Raw genomic sequence first — 13,561 nt, forward strand, 5'->3', positions numbered from 1 at the left:
GACTAAATGCTATCTCAAACACAACCCAACGAAAGGAACTAAAATGTCTAAGCAAATTCCATTCGGCTTCACATCGACCGCATCTGAGGTTCTCGCTGGCGTCGATCTGTTCGGCAAGACAATAGTCGTGACTGGCGGGGCTAGCGGCATAGGCATTGAAACGGTGAAGAGCCTCGCTGCGGCGGGTGCGTCTGTGACCATAGCGGCAAGGCGTGTCGACGCCGCTGAGGAAGTTGCAAGCGGCCTGAGGGCGGAGACCGGCAACTCGAAAATTGACGTCCGTCCGCTAGACGTCGCCGACCTGCAGTCGGTACACAGGTTCGTGTCCGACTGGGACAAACCAATTCACGCTCTTGTGAACAATGCTGGCGTCATGATGGTGCCGGAACTCGAGCGGACCGATGAAGGATGCGAGCTTCAGTTCGGCACGAACTTCCTGGGCCACTTCGCGCTGACGGTCGGGCTACGTCGTTACCTCGCCGCCGCCAACGGCGCTCGAGTCGTATCCGTAAGCTCGAACGGCAGCCTCTTTGGCCCAGTCATCTGGGATGATCCGCACTTCCACTTCGCACAGTACAATCCGCTGCTGGGATACGCTCAATCAAAAACGGCCTGCATCCTTCTGTCGGTTGGGATCAAAGATCGATGGTCGTCCGATGGCATCGTCTCAAACTCCCTCAATCCTGGTGCCATCGCAACAAACCTTCAGAGGCACACCGGTGGTCTCAAGACTCCTGAACACCTTCGCAAGAACCCTGAGCAAGGCGCCTCGACGTCCGTGCTGCTTGCAGCGTCGCCCCTCGTCGAGGGCGTCAACGGCCGATATTTCGACAATTGCCAAGAGGCGCCCGTGATCGCTCGGCGGCTGGATGGAAAGCTCGAAGGCGTCGCGCCCTACGCGCTCGACAGCGCCAATGCGGATCGACTGTGGGAAATGGCGCTCCGGATCGTGGGGGAAGCGAAATGAGCGACGCCGTTCGGGTAGGCTTCATCGGCCTCGGCGATCAAGGTGCGCCGATGGCCATAGCGATCGCGAAGAAGTTCGATCTGCACGTCTGGGCGCGACGGGCCGTCTCCTATGACGGGCTTCGGGGCGCCCGGCACATGAAAGAGAACGATCCTGTCGAACTTGCAGGAAAGGTGGACGTTCTCTGCCTGTGCCTTCGTGGCGATTCCGACCTGCATGACCTTCTGTCTGACCCCTCCCTGCTCCCCGCATTAGGCAAGGGAGGGACAGTCGTGAGCCATGCGACCGGCGATCCCGCCGAGGCCGAAGGCTTCGAACGAATGACCGAAGAACAGGGCGTGCATTTCCTGGACGCGCCGGTCAGCGGCGGGCGTCCTGGCGCGGAGGCGCGATCCATGACCTGTTTCGTCGGCGGGCGGACCGATGCGCTGGATCGAACCCGGCCGGTCATCGAGTGCCATAGCAAGCATATCGTGGCGATGGGAGCGGCCGGATCCGGACAGATGGCGAAACTATGCAACAACGCTCTCACCGTCTCGAACATGCGAAACGTTGTCGAGGTGTTCGCAATGGCTGACAAGCTGGGCGTCTCCCTCGCTGGCCTCCGCGACGCGTTCGCGCACAGCAGCGGCGGAAGCTTCATCCTGCAGACTCTGGGCACCCGAGTGACGGTCGGGAATGCGGCACACATCGCCGAGTTGAACCGGGTGGACGTCGACGAATTCGCGGAGGCAATGCGTCGGAAGGGCGTCGATCCGACGGCGATCCAGGAATGGGCGACAAAGGGTCCGGAAGCGCTGGAGGCGTTGGTGCAGAGACTGCAGTAGCAGTGCGGGGAACGAGGCGTCAGCCTCGTTCCCCGCCCGGCGATTTCTTGCACGAAATCGCCGGGCCATTGTTTTTTACTGTCCCAGCCATTGGTACTCTGCGATGGACGCCTTGCCGGACTTCTTGTCGTACAGGCAGATGAGGTTCACCACCTTCTTCGACTTACCGATCTTCTCACGAAGAAGAATCGCAATCTTGCCCGCCGCATCGTCGAAGACCACCGGCGCGGTCGCTTCGGGAGACACCATTCGCGATTGGCCGATGCAGGTGCCATTCGCCTTGGCGAACAAGGCATTCCATGCGCTGTCGCTGGAAGCGCTGGCGACTTGGGTCAAAGCAACTACGGCGACGGTGGCGGCAAACGTGGTCTTCAACAAATCAAAACTCCTTATATCATTCAGAATCACGCCTCGGCGTGGCGTGGGTGATCGCGAAAAAGCATGGCAGGATCACGACCGCTGCTTTAGGGTCGAGACTCAATCGGCCCACCATATGAAGATGGCGGCGATGTAGCATGTTGCTGTGAAGTTGGTTTCAAGCTTGTCATATCGAGTTGCGACGCGTCTCCAATCCTTGAGGCGGCAGAAGGTGCGTTCGATGATGTTTCTACGTTTGTACGCCACAGGATCGAAAGGCTGGATTCGTTTTCTGGTTGGATTGTTGGGGATCACAGGTTCGGTGCCGCGCGCGATGAGGAAGGCGCGCAGGGCGTTGCTGTCATAGGCCGTGTCAGCGGCGCATAGGCGGCTTGGCGGCAGGGTTGCGAGCAGAGGCACGGCAATGGGTGCGTCGCCTCGCTGGCCCGGAGTTATCCTGAGTGCGACGGGACGGCCGCGACTATCGACAACAGCATGAATTTTTGTCGATCTACCGCCCCGCGAGCGGCCGATTGCTTCGCCATCCGCCCCCCTTTTCCTCCTGCTGCCGATCGATGGGCCTTGGACGTGGTGCTGTCAATCATGTGGATATCCCGGTCGGTCGTTTGCACCAAGGCGTCAAACAATCGCCGCCATATTCCGCGTGCCGACCAGCGATGGAACCGGTTTTAGATTGTCGTTGGCGGTCCGTAGCAGGCAGGGCAATCCCGCCACCGGCAACCCGACCGCAGCACATGAATAATGCCACTGATGACCCGGCGGTCATCGATGCGATGAGCGCCAGGCTGGTTGATTGGAAGCAAAGGCGCAATGTTGGACCACTGCCGATCATCAAGCCAGAATTCACCTGCCATGACCAAAACTCCTCTTGTGGAGCGATTGAATCACAATTGTCAATCCAGATCAATGTGTTGAGTGGGTTTTAGCCCTAGAGGAACAGGGTAGTCGACAACGCGAGAGATGAGAATTTGGAACGGCAGCTTTCATCACTCTCCTTATGACTATCGAAAGGATTCACAGGTCTACTGTGGCGCGATCTCAAGGCGCTGCTTCAAAAGCCAATCCCAAAGCGCAGGATCGTTTAAGGCGGCCCACTCGACGCCCGAGTGGTCCACGCCCTCCAGAACACTCAAACGAGCATTGCGCTTCAGGCCGACAAGACGCTCGTAAAGCACGACCGAATCCGACAATGGAATGACGTCGTCATTGGTGCCGTGGAACACCCAAAAGGCCGCCTTCTCATTTGTTCTGCTCAGATAGTGGCGATTGCCGCCACCAGCGATCGGAACGACAGCGGCAAATTTATCTGGAAACTGTTCCGCCCTCCCCAAAGTCCCGAAACCGCCGCGGCTGAAGCCCACGACATAGACCCGCGTGCGATCGACCTGGTATTTAGACATGACCTCGTCAAGGGCCGCTTCCACTTTCTCGATCGGATACAGCAGTTCCTCACTCGGATTCTGAGGCGAAAATAGGAAGGGGAACGTCCTTCCTTCCTCGATCAATTTCGGAATGCCGTTCGATCTAACCTTCTCGATGTCGCCGGTCGCCCACCGACTAGCGCCAGGTTCGAAAGCCAAATCGACCTCCATCCTGAGGTATCTTTCGACTGCGGAACGACACGAATTATGTCAGTTCGTCTAATAGTTTTTTGGCCAGTTTGACCCTCGGCGCAAAGAATCCCTCACTAAGACGACCATATACAGGCGCAAGGACCTCAAGAGCCTCGTCGTGTTTTTGCACAACTCGCAATCGCTCTGCCAAAGACACAGCCGCAGACAGTTCCCAGTAAACCGCTTGCTGCGCACTAGCCTGCGCCATGGATTGGCGTAGGAGACTCTCGATCAACGCCGGATCACCGGAACCCCGCAGGACGAGAAGTCCAGCTTGTACCCTAAGAATTTCAGGCACGAACCAGCGGTATTCCGTCTCGACCGCAAAGCGCAGCGCCTTGCCGATTTCCTCAAGGCTCTCGTCGAACCGACCGATCGCTCCCAATGCGGCGGCAAGCTCCGTGGAAAAAAAGGGATAGAACAGAAGATAAGTTGTTTGCTGCATTTCCGCGAGGCCTGAGCGGAGAGGGTCGATCCCCGCCTCTGGGTTGTCACTTCTAGCCGCCAGGCTGCCTCGGATACAGAGACCTACTGCGTAGAACGGGCGCAACCCGTGTTTGTACGCGAGATGCACGAGTTCCTCGCCTAAGGTTCTTGCCTTGTCAAATTCGCCAAGGCTTAACGCGACGAAGCCGGCTGCCCACGCAAGGGCCACACATAGCACGAATGGTTGATTTGTCTCACGCGCCTCACTAATCGCGCTGTCTGCCGTTCGAGACGCTGCATCCAAAAAACCTTGCGACAGAAGATTGACGGTATTGTGCGCTCTTGCCGACGTTCGCACATCGGCGCCAAGGCGCATCATATCGCGCCGCCGCCTCGCGGAAGGATAATGGTCAATCGCCCGCTGCAGCCGCTCATTGGCCTCGCCATGCATCGCCATATAGGTTTGCGGTATTCCAATCATCCAAGCAGCCGTTGCGTGAGACTGGAGGTAATCTCCTCCGGCAACCTTCTCATACTTGCGAGCAAAGGCGAGCGCGTCCTTCAATGCCATCGAGCGAGCGGAAAATAGCCACAGTCCACCGCTGGCGCGCTGCTGGTAGTCGAAATCCTGGAATGCATGGGCAAGCGCCAGACCCCCGAGAAGCATGTCGCGCGCGTGAGGGCTCATCCCCTGAGTATAGATCAGGGCGTAGCCGAGGCTGCATCGCAAAACCATTTCCGAGCGGGTTCCGGTGGCGTCGCCGAGCTGTCCGAGCGCCTTTCCAGCCCACTCGCCTGCCTCAGCGACCAGCGAAACACCGAGCCAGAAATCGCTTGCAGCGGCTGCAAGCGCAACTCCGAGAGCAGCGTCTCCACCAGGCGACAACGCCCAATTTAACGCCGCACGAAGATTGCCAATCTCGCGGCGGTACTCTTCAAGGTCGTCGACCATCACGTCGGACTCGCTCCCTAATGCTAGCGGTGAAAACAGCAGCAGGCAAAATTCCACGAGGCGGCGCATGGCCCGCCCATGTTCATCTAAGGCCGCAAGCTTCTCGAGCGAGTAAACTCGAACGGATTCGAGCAGCCGCCACCGTCGTGCCGCCTCCGATCCCTCCAGCACTACCAGTGACTTGGAAACCAGGCTGGAAATACCAAGTGCGACACTCGATTCCATCTCATCAACCACTGCGGTGGCCGCCTCGATCGTGAACCCCGCAGGGAATATTCCAAGGTGCCGAAGGAGCCGGCGCTCGGCCTCGGGCAGGAGATCGTAACTCCAATCCAGCGTCGCGCGTAGCGTCTGATGTCGCGGCAGGGCGGTGCGACGGCCGCCAGTAAGCAACGCAAAGCGATCGTCAAGGCGTCCTGCGACCTGCTGGATACCGAGCGTTGCCGCCCGAGCAGCTGCTAACTCTATAGCGAGTGGAATGCCGTCGAGTTGACGGCAGATCGAAGCCATCGCCGAAATTTTCTCACCCGACGGCTCAAAATCTGTCCGCAGTGAACGCGTCCGAGCAACGAACAATTGCACGGCGCTATGATCCAAAGCGTCCTGCGAGCCCTCAAATTCCAATGCCGGCACCTCCAGTGCAAGCACGGAGTAGGCAAATTCACCGTCGATGCGAAGGAGCTCCCGGCTGGTCGCTAACACGCAGACATTCGGACACCCGCGAACGATGTTTTCGGTAAGCGCGGCTGCGGCCTCGATGACGTGCTCGCAGTTGTCGAAGACCAGCATGGCCCTCCTGTCGCCGATCGCCCTGGCCACCAATTCCGGCGAGAGATTTTCACCGTGTGTTTGCAAATTGAGGACATGAGCAACTGTCGACGGAACCAAGTCGGGATCTGATAACGACACTAGCTCAATAAATAAGACGTCGCCCTGGAACTTTGGAAACAACCTGCGTCCAACTTCCGATGCCAGCACTGTCTTTCCGATGCCGCCCGGCCCGGTCAGTGTCACTACACGATGGGCTGAGACAAGGTCGCTGAGTTGTTCGACTGCAGTCTCGCGCCCTACGAGCGGCGATGTTGCCATCGGAATATTGGTCGTGAAGGGAAACACCGGGGACTGCGCCCGCTCGTGCAGATGGTGCTGCGTGGTAGTATTTTCTTGCCGCGCGGTCCAGTCGCCGAGCAGCCGGTAGCCCCGGCCGGCAATTGTCTTGAGGATATCTCGATCGTCGGCGAGAACCTTCCGGATCGCAGAAATATGGACCTGAATCGTGTTGTCTTCGACGACGAGACCGGGCCACACCCGCTTCATCAAATCGTCCTTCGTTACCAGTTCGCCGTCCGAAGCTAACAATGTCTCGATAATCTCGAAGGCGCGGCTGCCGATCGGTACCACGGAGCCAAAAGAGCGCAATTCTCGACGCGCGAGATCGACCTCCCAACCGCGGAACTCAAACACGCGTAGTTCGATCTGTCCCACCACGATGACCGTCTCAATTTGTTCAGGTCCGCCAATTTATAATTTAGGCATCGCTTACGCGCAATGGCCGCCGCTTATCGCGTGCATGGAACGGTATCGACCCCTATCGGCAACAATCAGACGGTTTCAGGATATTTCAGGTTTGCTCACGGAGCTTAAGTGGCGCCCCAATTGAACTGCGCCTACCATCTCTTCATCACGAAAACGGGCCGCCGGCCACCGAAGATTCCAACGTAACCGTCTGAGAGTTGGCGATTCAATACAGGAGCGCGACATGTCATCAGTATCACTTTCAACTGTACCGCACGGGCGATTGGAGAAGTCGCCGCTTCGTGCCGCAGCATTAGAGAAGAATGTCCCGACCCAGCGAAACTTCATTGGAGCAAACCGACACAGTGCTGTCTCAGCAGGAATATTGGCCGTCGCCATCATGAGTGCCAGCGCGGCCCCGGCGGTCGGCGCGGAATTGAGCGCTACCGCACTCGCTCAAATCGCGACAACCCAAGTGACGGCAAAAACTATGCCCCAAAGCGCGACGTCATCCACAAATCAGGTTCTTGTGGAGCGCCGCACGCCTTCCTACTGGCGCGTAACATTCAATAATCCGCCATTCAACATCTTCGGCCCGGAAACCATCCCGCAGCTTAACACCGTGATCACCGCGATCGAAAATGATCCGAACCTCAAGGTCGTCGTATTCGATAGCGCGGTTCCCGGGTTCTTCCTCACCCACTATGATTTTGTTCCTCCGCTGTCGGATTCCACTGGCTTGCCCTCCGGGCCTACAGGTCTTCATCCTCTCCCAGATATGTTGGTACGGTTGTCTCGGGCGCCGGTCGTATCGATCAGTTTGATCCGTGGAAGAGCGACCGGTGTCGGGAGCGAACTTGCGTTAGCGAGCGATATGCGTTTCGCAAGCCGCGAAAAGGCCATCCTGTCTCAATGGGAAGTCGGCGCGGCGCTCGTGCCGGGTGGCGGACCGATGGCAAGGCTTCCAAGATTGGTGGGCCGCGGGCGGGCACTGGAAATTCTGCTAGGCGCCGACGACATCGACGGCGAACTGGCCGAGAGATATGGCTACGTTAACCGCTCGATGCCGGATGATCAGCTTGACGGTTTCGTGAATGCGCTCGCCATGCGCATCTCGAACTTTGACGGCAAAGCGATTGCCGACACCAAGCGGCTGGTCGATTTCGCAAGCCTTCCCAGTGATCCGGAGATCGCCGCTGGATGGGATGCATTCATAACATCCGTTCAACGTCCTGAGGCGCAAGCCAAAATCACCCAACTTATGAAACTGGGCCTGCAAACCAACGGCGAGATCGAACGCAAGCTTGGTCATTACACCGAGGCCCTCACCCAGGACTAACTGTCGGTTCCTCGGACGGATCGAACCACGCAAATCAAACAGGGGAATTTCCAATGACAACCTCCAAAAAAGGTATCGCCGTGATCACAGGCGCCTCGGCGGGTATCGGAGCGATCTACGCCGATCGCCTGGCGCATCGCGGGTACGATCTCATCCTCGTGGCACGCAACCAAAGCGCGTTGGCCGACGTGGCCCACCGCCTGGTCAGCGCAACGGATCGTAACGTGCAGACAGTCGCTGCCGACCTCAACGACAAGGCGGATCTGAAGGGAATCGAGACGCTGTTGGCCACCAATCCCGCCATCACCATGCTGGTCAACAACGCCGGCGTCGGCGCCCTGGTATCGCTGCTTGAATCAAACGTCGATGAGATGGAGGCGATGATCGCCTTGAATATCATCGCGCTGACACGGCTTACATACGCTGTTGTTCCGCCTTTCGTGGCCAGCGGACGTGGCACGATCATCAACATCTCCTCGGCCGTCGCCATCGCGCCGGAGATTTTGAACGGAGTCTATGGCGGTACCAAATCCTTTGTACTGGCGTTCGGCCAATCCCTTCACAAGGAGCTTTCCGACAGGAATATCCGTATCCAAACCGTGCTCCCCGGAGCCACCGCGACCAAATTCTGGGTCGCGGCCGGTGGCTCCTTGGAACACCTGCCCAGCAAGATGGTCATGCAATCGGATGACCTCGTCGATGCAGCACTTGCCGGCCTGGACCAGGGCGAACACGTCACGATTCCCTCACTTCCGGATGAGGCCGATTGGGACGCATACGAAGCGGCACGGCAAAGACTGATCCCGAGCCTTTCCCTTAGCACCCCGTCGGCTCGCTACCGCACCCCGGCCACCGTTTAGTGCCGATGCACATCAACCAACCAACAAGAGAAGAGGAAACGACAATGCCACAGTTAGAAGAAGCCCATCAGGGAGACAAAAATTCCAAACCCACAATTGAGACCGCACACGGCCGATCTCTGGACATGAAGCTCGAGGTCGTCACCATCCCGGTTTCGGATGTGGAACGCGCCAAGACTTTCTACACAGACCTTGGCTGGAGACTGGATGCCGACTTTACTGTCGGAGATGCGTTCAGGGTCGTGCAGGTTACACCTTCCGGCTCACCCAGTTCCGTGCACTTTGGAACGAATGCTACATCAGCTGAGCCAGGCTCAGCTCAGGGCCTCTTTCTTATCGTCTCTGACATCGAGACGACGCGGGCCGAGCTTATAGTCCGCGGCGTCGCGGTAAGCGACGTGTTTCACCGTGCAGGTCCGGGAAAGCCTGCGATCAGCGGCCGAGACCCGAAGCGGCGCAGCTACGGGTCGTTCGCCACATTCAGTGACCCGGACGGCAACACCTGGCTCCTGCAGGAGGTGACCGACAGGCTGCCAGGCCGCGTGGACACGAACACAACGATCTTCACGTCATCGACCGAGCTTGCGGCGGCGCTTCGACGCGCCGCCTCCGCACACGGCGAACACGAAAAGCGGAACGGTGATCAACATGATGCAAACTGGTCAGACTGGTACGCCGCATACATCGTAGCGGAACAGGCCGGTCAGCCCCTGCCGCTCTGAGACAGAGCTTGGGCAACCCGCCCTCGCCGTCCTATCCGCAACATCTGAAACCTAAAAGGTAAAAACAAATGAACACTCACATGATCATCATCTCAGCCATTGCGCTGTCCATTATGCCGTTTTCGACGGTCCAGGCCCAGCAATTGCAGGTGCAGCGAACCGATCTCATCAAAAGCGACATCAGCGTCCCCGGAAAGGAAGTTGTCCAGGTCAGGGTCGACTTCGCGCCAGGCGTCTTCGCGGTCAGCCATAGGCATCCCGGAGAGGAAGTCGCCTATGTAATCGAGGGTACGCTTGAGTACGAGCTCGAGGGGCAAAAGCCTGTCACGCTCAGAGCAGGCCAGTCGCTCTTCATTCCTGCTGGAACACCGCATTCCGCCAGGAACGTCGGTGCCGCCAAGGCGTCGGAACTTGCCACCTACATCGTCAGTAAGGGCGTCGCCCTCGTCGAACTGGTCAAATAAGCCCCAAAAGAAGGATGGCAGCCATGACAGTACAAAAATCAAATCATGCACTGCAGATGTCCCGACGCTCTCTGTTGGTCGGCAGTGCTGCGATAGGACTGTCCACCGCCATCCTCCCACTGGTGGCAATCGCAGCTGACGCGGTCGATGCAGTGCCCGCCGCCGGGGCGATCCGGCCGTTCCAGGCTGTCATTCCTGAGACCGCACTCACCGATTTGCGGCAGCGTCTTGCCGTGACCCGCTGGCCGCATGACGAAACGGTGATCGACGGGTCTCAGGGCGTGCAATCGGCGCAACTGAGGGAGCTCGTCAATTATTGGCGGACGTCCTACGACTGGCGAAAGGCCGAAGAGCAGCTCAACGCGGTACCCCAGTTCTTGACCAACATTGATGGGCTGGACATCCATTTCATCCATGTACGTTCAAGACATGAAAACGCCCTGCCGCTCATAATGACGCATGGCTGGCCAGGGTCTGTCTTCGAACTCCTGAACGTTATCGGGCCACTCACCGATCCGACGGCGCATGGCGGCAAGGCAGACGAAGCGTTCCATCTGGTGCTCCCGTCGATACCCGGCTTTGGTTTTTCGCAGAAACCGACCAGTACGGGCTGGAATCCTCACGCATCGCTGCCGCATGGGACATGTTGATGAAGCGTCTCGGCTATGACCGTTACGTCTCCCAAGGCGGCGACTGGGGCGCTATCATCAGTGATGCCCTTGGCCGTCACGCACCCGTTGGTCTCTTGGGCATCCACGTCAACCGGGTCGAACGCGCGACAACGTTTCCCACCGCAGCAGCACAGGCGCTCATGAACGGCGCACCAGCACCAGACACTCTCTCGCCGGAAGAAAAGATGGTTTTTGGAGAGGTTCGTGATTTCGTGAACAACGGCTTCGGCTACGCTGCCATCATGAATACTCGTCCCCAGACTATAGGCTACGGACTCGCGGACTCGCCTGTGGGCCTTGCGGCATGGCTGTACGACAAGATAGCCGACTGGGTTTTTACGGCGGGCGATCCGCAGACTGCCCTGGGTAAGGACGCATTGCTCGACAATATCACGCTGTACTGGCTGACGAATACCGGCCCTTCGAGCGGACGGATCTACTGGGAGAACACCGCGTCTGGAGCGAAGTTGACTCCCATCAAAGTTCCCGTCGGAGTCACCGTCTTTCCCGGCGAAGTCTACAAGCCACCGAAGAAATGGCTTTCCAAGGCCTACCCTCACCTCGTCTATTACAACCAGGTTTCCAAGGGCGGACACTTTGCAGCTTGGGAGGAACCCGAATTGTTTAGCCAAGAGATTAGAGCCGCATTCAAGGCTATGCGGCCTTAAGCGCCCGCAATCGACGAGTACCGGAAGCGCAAACCAATTGGCACAAAACCCCAAGCTCTTTGCTGCGCTTCGCCCCCAACAAACATGCATCGAACTGACGATGCACTCAACCTCCGTGAAAGGATCAGATTATGAGCACTGAACAGAAAATCGCCATCGTCACCGGCGCTTCGCAAGGGATCGGCGCAGCCCTGGTGCGCGCCTACCGCGACCGGAACTACCGCGTCATCGCCACCTCCCGATCCGTCGAGGCCTATTCCGACGCTGATATTCTCGCAGTGCCCGGCGATATCAGCAAGCCCGAGACTGCCGAGCGCGTTGTGCGCAAAGCGCTGGAGCACTTCGGCCGTATCGACACGCTGGTGAACAATGCGGGTGTCTTCGTTGCCAAGCCGTTCGTCGAGTTCACCCAGGAAGACTACGACAGAAACATGGGTGTCAACGTCGCCGGGTTCTTCCACATTACCCAGCGCGTCGCCGCCGAAATGCTGAAACAGGGCTCCGGCCATATCGTCACGATCACCACAAGCCTGGTCAATCAGCCAATTGCTGGTGTACCAGCAGCGCTTGCGTCCCTGACCAAGGGTGGCCTGAACGCCGTTACCAAAGAGCTTGCCATCGAGTTTGCCAAGAGCGGCGTCCGCGTCAACGCCGTCTCGCCGGGGATCATTAAGACGCCGATGAACCCGCCCGAAACGCACGCGGCCCTAGCCGGCCTTCATCCGGTCGGGCGAATGGGCGAAATCCACGATATCGTCGATGCCGTCCTCTATTTGGAGACGGCGAGCTTCGTCACCGGCGAGATCCTGCATGTCGATGGCGGCCAGAGCGCCGGACGCTGGTGAGCACCTGATGGTAGTGCGGTCAGGTGCCGAACAACACATCAAGAGTTCGAAAAGGAGACTACAATGCCTATCGTCACCGTACAGGTCACCCGCGAGGGAACTGCGCCTGGTCGCAATTCGGTATCCGCCGAGGAAAAGGCGGCCATTATCGCGGGCGTTAGTCAGGTTCTACTCGACGTACTGAACAAGCCACTTGAATCGACCTACGTCGTCATCGAAGAGGTCGAGCTCGATAACTGGGGTTGGGGCGGGCTTCCGACAGCGCAGTATCGCAAGCTGCGCGCCGCCGCCAAGCCTTGAACAGCTGTCCTGCGTGGAGCAGACACCCCACTTGAACCTTTTGCGCGAAAACCGGTGTTGCTTCGAGTGCATGGTCGGTGCGCCAGGACAGACAATGTAGTGTGATAACTTGGTCTGTAGCGAAAAGCTGCGACGAGACGCTTCCTCGAGGATCAACGTCTCGATAGTTCGGAGCACTGAGACGCAACGGTTCGATGCGATTTTCATTGGCGCTGGTCGGGCCTACCCCTTTTCTAGCAGCGCGAATGGCCGAACGCGGCACGAAGGTTGCGCTTATTGAACGAAGGTTTCTCGGCGAAACCTGTGTCAATGCCGTTCGCACGCCTACGAAAACGCTGGTTGGAAGCGCCCGCGCGGCCTACACCAGCTGGCGCGCTCAGAGTTGGGGATCAAAAATCGAGGGCGCAGTCTCGGCCGATATGCAAGTCGTTCGACATCGCGCAAACAAGGGTTCTTCGATGCGCGCAATGGTCTGGAAGATTGGCTCGGCAATATGGATGGCGTTACCATCGTCAATGGCCACGCTCGGTTCAAGGCAGCCGACAGTGTCAGCGTCATCGGCGAGAACCTCACCGCCCCCCAGATATTCCCCAACGACGGAGCTCACCCGGTCATTCCAGACTTCCCTGGAGACAACGACATCGACTACCTGACCAGTACTTCAATCCGCGACCTCGACACCCTGCCTCGCTACCTCGCTGTCATAGGCGGCAGCTATATTGGCCTGGAGTTCGCGCAGATGTATCGACGGTTCGGCTCGTCAGTCACCGTGAACGAGCGCGCAATCCATGTGGCTTCGCGCGAGGACGAGGACACTTCCGAAGCTATTCGGGTAATCCTTTAGGCAGAGGGAATTCAGGTCCGCACAGAGAGGCGCATATCTGCGTTGTATCGTGTCACCGGCTAAACAAGCGTTCACGCTGAGTGAAGCCGGAGAACGGGCGGGTCGCGGTTTGTCGGGCGCGGCAGACGTACTCCGCCAACACAGGTTATAGTTTTGACATGGGCAATACC

Annotated in this window: 11 protein-coding genes and 4 pseudogenes; 11 read left to right on the plus strand and 4 right to left on the minus strand. The window is 58.3% G+C overall.

What is annotated here, in order from left to right; translation table 11 throughout:
- The first annotated feature begins 43 nt into the window (after nt 1-43).
- Both ACP7BS_RS09410 and ACP7BS_RS09415 read left to right on the plus strand, forming a co-directional pair.
- Nucleotides 44-967 (plus strand): SDR family NAD(P)-dependent oxidoreductase, encoded by a 924-nt coding sequence (locus ACP7BS_RS09410; protein ID WP_426230444.1) that lies wholly within the window; start codon nt 44-46, stop codon nt 965-967.
- On the plus strand, nt 964-1,794 hold the full coding sequence (locus ACP7BS_RS09415; protein WP_426237780.1) for an NAD(P)-dependent oxidoreductase: 831 nt from the start codon (nt 964-966) through the stop codon (nt 1,792-1,794). Before ACP7BS_RS09410 ends, ACP7BS_RS09415 begins: the two co-directional genes overlap by 4 nt.
- A 75-nt stretch (nt 1,795-1,869) precedes the next feature.
- Here ACP7BS_RS09415 and ACP7BS_RS09420 read toward each other — a convergent pair whose 3' ends face one another.
- A complete protein-coding gene (locus ACP7BS_RS09420) occupies nt 1,870-2,172 on the minus strand; it encodes a hypothetical protein (protein ID WP_426237782.1) in 303 nt (100 codons plus the stop codon).
- Nucleotides 2,173-2,271: 99 nt separating this feature from the next.
- Nucleotides 2,272-2,975 (minus strand): annotated as a pseudogene (locus ACP7BS_RS09425) (IS5 family transposase).
- On the opposite strand from ACP7BS_RS09425, the gene ACP7BS_RS09430 reads away from it, so the two are divergent.
- Nucleotides 2,907-3,098 (plus strand): hypothetical protein, encoded by a 192-nt coding sequence (locus tag ACP7BS_RS09430; protein WP_426238090.1) that lies wholly within the window; start codon nt 2,907-2,909, stop codon nt 3,096-3,098. The pseudogene ACP7BS_RS09425 and the gene ACP7BS_RS09430 overlap by 69 nt on opposite strands.
- A gap of 96 nt (nt 3,099-3,194) precedes the next feature.
- Here ACP7BS_RS09430 and ACP7BS_RS09435 read toward each other — a convergent pair.
- Nucleotides 3,195-3,713: pseudogene (locus ACP7BS_RS09435) on the minus strand (prolyl oligopeptidase family serine peptidase); the annotation flags it as partial.
- An 85-nt stretch (nt 3,714-3,798) separates the two neighbouring features.
- Entirely contained in the window at nt 3,799-6,648 is a 2,850-nt protein-coding gene (locus ACP7BS_RS09440; RefSeq protein WP_426237784.1) for an ATP-binding protein, read from the minus strand.
- 274 nt (nt 6,649-6,922) lie between these two features.
- Here ACP7BS_RS09440 and ACP7BS_RS09445 point away from each other — a divergent pair, with 274 nt between their 5' ends.
- The 8 genes and pseudogenes from ACP7BS_RS09445 to ACP7BS_RS09480 form a co-directional block, all read left to right on the plus strand.
- Nucleotides 6,923-8,017 (plus strand): enoyl-CoA hydratase/isomerase family protein, encoded by a 1,095-nt coding sequence (locus ACP7BS_RS09445; protein ID WP_426237786.1) that lies wholly within the window; start codon nt 6,923-6,925, stop codon nt 8,015-8,017.
- Nucleotides 8,018-8,070: 53 nt separating this feature from the next.
- Nucleotides 8,071-8,877 carry an SDR family NAD(P)-dependent oxidoreductase gene (locus ACP7BS_RS09450; RefSeq protein WP_426237788.1) on the plus strand — a complete coding sequence of 269 codons (807 nt, stop codon included), beginning with the start codon at nt 8,071-8,073 and terminating at the stop codon, nt 8,875-8,877.
- 125 nt (nt 8,878-9,002) lie between these two features.
- Nucleotides 9,003-9,599, plus strand: coding sequence for a VOC family protein (locus ACP7BS_RS09455; RefSeq protein ID WP_426238063.1), 597 nt, complete (start codon nt 9,003-9,005; stop codon nt 9,597-9,599).
- An 80-nt stretch (nt 9,600-9,679) separates the two neighbouring features.
- Nucleotides 9,680-10,063, plus strand: a complete 384-nt coding sequence (locus ACP7BS_RS09460; RefSeq protein WP_426238065.1) for a cupin domain-containing protein — start codon at nt 9,680-9,682, stop codon at nt 10,061-10,063.
- Nucleotides 10,064-10,086: 23 nt separating this feature from the next.
- A pseudogene (locus tag ACP7BS_RS09465) lies at nt 10,087-11,402 on the plus strand (epoxide hydrolase family protein).
- 131 nt (nt 11,403-11,533) lie between these two features.
- The gene (locus ACP7BS_RS09470) at nt 11,534-12,247 is read left to right on the plus strand and encodes an SDR family NAD(P)-dependent oxidoreductase (protein WP_426230450.1); all 714 of its coding nucleotides are present in this window, start codon (nt 11,534-11,536) and stop codon (nt 12,245-12,247) included.
- Nucleotides 12,248-12,310: 63 nt separating this feature from the next.
- A complete protein-coding gene (locus ACP7BS_RS09475; RefSeq protein ID WP_426230451.1) occupies nt 12,311-12,547 on the plus strand; it encodes a tautomerase family protein in 237 nt (78 codons plus the stop codon).
- A 163-nt stretch (nt 12,548-12,710) separates the two neighbouring features.
- Nucleotides 12,711-13,388, plus strand: a pseudogene (locus tag ACP7BS_RS09480) (FAD-dependent oxidoreductase); the annotation flags it as partial.
- Nucleotides 13,389-13,561 lie beyond the last annotated feature (173 nt).

Origin of the sequence: Pararhizobium sp. DWP1-1-3 (assembly GCF_049896125.1) — a bacterium.
Classification (GTDB): Bacteria; Pseudomonadota; Alphaproteobacteria; order Rhizobiales; family Rhizobiaceae; genus Pararhizobium.

What these genes read in the sequence shown, in the direction of transcription:
- ACP7BS_RS09460 (WP_426238065.1), top strand. Translation starts at nt 9,680, where the DNA reads ATGATCATCATCTCAGCCATTGCGCTGTCCATTATGCCGTTTTCGACG.
- ACP7BS_RS09450 (WP_426237788.1), top strand. Translation starts at nt 8,071, where the DNA reads ATGACAACCTCCAAAAAAGGTATCGCCGTGATCACAGGCGCCTCGGCG.
- ACP7BS_RS09430 (WP_426238090.1), top strand. Translation starts at nt 2,907, where the DNA reads ATGAATAATGCCACTGATGACCCGGCGGTCATCGATGCGATGAGCGCC.
- ACP7BS_RS09470 (WP_426230450.1), top strand. Translation starts at nt 11,534, where the DNA reads ATGAGCACTGAACAGAAAATCGCCATCGTCACCGGCGCTTCGCAAGGG.
- ACP7BS_RS09445 (WP_426237786.1), top strand. Translation starts at nt 6,923, where the DNA reads ATGTCATCAGTATCACTTTCAACTGTACCGCACGGGCGATTGGAGAAG.
- ACP7BS_RS09415 (WP_426237780.1), top strand. Translation starts at nt 964, where the DNA reads ATGAGCGACGCCGTTCGGGTAGGCTTCATCGGCCTCGGCGATCAAGGT.
- ACP7BS_RS09410 (WP_426230444.1), top strand. Translation starts at nt 44, where the DNA reads ATGTCTAAGCAAATTCCATTCGGCTTCACATCGACCGCATCTGAGGTT.
- ACP7BS_RS09475 (WP_426230451.1), top strand. Translation starts at nt 12,311, where the DNA reads ATGCCTATCGTCACCGTACAGGTCACCCGCGAGGGAACTGCGCCTGGT.
- ACP7BS_RS09455 (WP_426238063.1), top strand. Translation starts at nt 9,003, where the DNA reads ATGAAGCTCGAGGTCGTCACCATCCCGGTTTCGGATGTGGAACGCGCC.